The following is a 1,436-nucleotide window of genomic DNA, read 5'->3' as shown; positions in this document are numbered from 1 at the left end:
CACGATCCCATCCGCCGCACCAAGATCGTCGCCACCCTGGGCCCGGCCAGCGACCGCGACGGCGTGCTGGAGGCGATGATCGCCGCCGGCGTCGATGTGGTACGCCTCAATTTCTCCCACGGCGCGCCCGACGACCACCGCCGGCGCCTGACCCGGGTGCGCGAGATCGCCGATCGACTCGGCCGCAGCGTCGCGGCGCTGGGCGACCTGCAGGGGCCCAAGATCCGCATCGCCCGCTTCCGCGACGGCGCCGTGGACCTCGAGGAGGGCCAGCCCTTCATCCTCGACATGGCGCTCGACGGCAATGCCGGCGACGCCACCCGGGTCGGCTGCGACTACAAGACCCTGGCCGACGACGTCGTCCCCGGCGACCGCCTGCTGCTCGACGACGGCCGCCTGGTGCTCGACGTCAACCGGGTCGCCGACCACCTGATCCACACCTCGGTGGTGGTCGGCGGCCGGCTCTCCAACAACAAGGGCATCAACAAGCAGGGCGGCGGCCTCTCGGCCCCGGCGCTCACCGACAAGGACCGCGCCGACCTGAAGACCGCCATGGAGATCGGCGTCGATTACCTGGCCGTGTCGTTTCCGCGCAGCGCCGCCGATATGCGCGAGGCTCGGGAGTTATTGGGCGAGGCGGGTAAAGAGATCGGCCTGGTGGCCAAGCTCGAGCGCGCCGAGGCGGTGGCCGACGACGAAACGCTGGACGGCATCATCGAGGCCAGCGAGGCGGTGATGGTGGCCCGCGGCGACCTGGGCGTGGAGATCGGCGACGCCCAGCTGATCGGCACCCAGAAGCGCATCATCAAGCACGCCCGCAGCCACAACCGGGCGGTGATCACCGCCACCCAGATGATGGAGTCGATGATCGAGTCGCCGCTGCCGACCCGGGCCGAGGTGTTCGACGTGGCCAACGCCGTGCTCGACGGTACCGACGCGGTGATGCTCTCCGCCGAGACCGCCGCCGGCGCCTTCCCGGTGGAGACCATCGAGGCCATGGACCGGGTCTGCCTGGGGGCCGAGCGCGAGCGGATCGCCCAGGAGTCCGGCCACCGCATCCACGAAGGCTTCACCCAGATCGACGAGACCATCGCGCTGTCGGCCATGTACGCCGCCAACCACCTCTCGGGGGTGGCCGCCATCGCCTGCATGACCGCCTCCGGCTACACGCCGCTGATCGCCTCGCGCATCCGCTCCGGCCTGCCGATCGTCGGCCTCGGCCACAGCCCCATCGCCCAGCGGCGCATGGCGCTCTATCGCGGCGTGGTCTCGCTGCCCTTCGACACCAGCGAGATGGCGCCCACCGAGGTCAACGACCGGGCGCTGGCGCTGCTGGTGGAAAAAGGCATTGCCGAACCCGGCGATCATGTCATCCTGACCCGAGGCGACCACATGAACGCCCATGGCGGTACCAACACCCTGAAGATCCTCGAGGT

General features: G+C 70.2%; 1 protein-coding gene. It reads left to right on the top strand.

The window, feature by feature from the left end; genetic code table 11:
- On the top strand, nt 1-1,436 hold a 1,436-nt coding region (gene pyk / locus CR157_RS21990), incomplete at both ends, for a pyruvate kinase (protein WP_373681032.1).

Source organism: Halomonas sp. LBP4, assembly GCF_003202205.1.
Taxonomy (GTDB): Bacteria; Pseudomonadota; Gammaproteobacteria; order Pseudomonadales; family Halomonadaceae; genus Halomonas; species Halomonas flagellata.
This window is presented reverse-complemented; position numbering and strand designations above follow the sequence as displayed.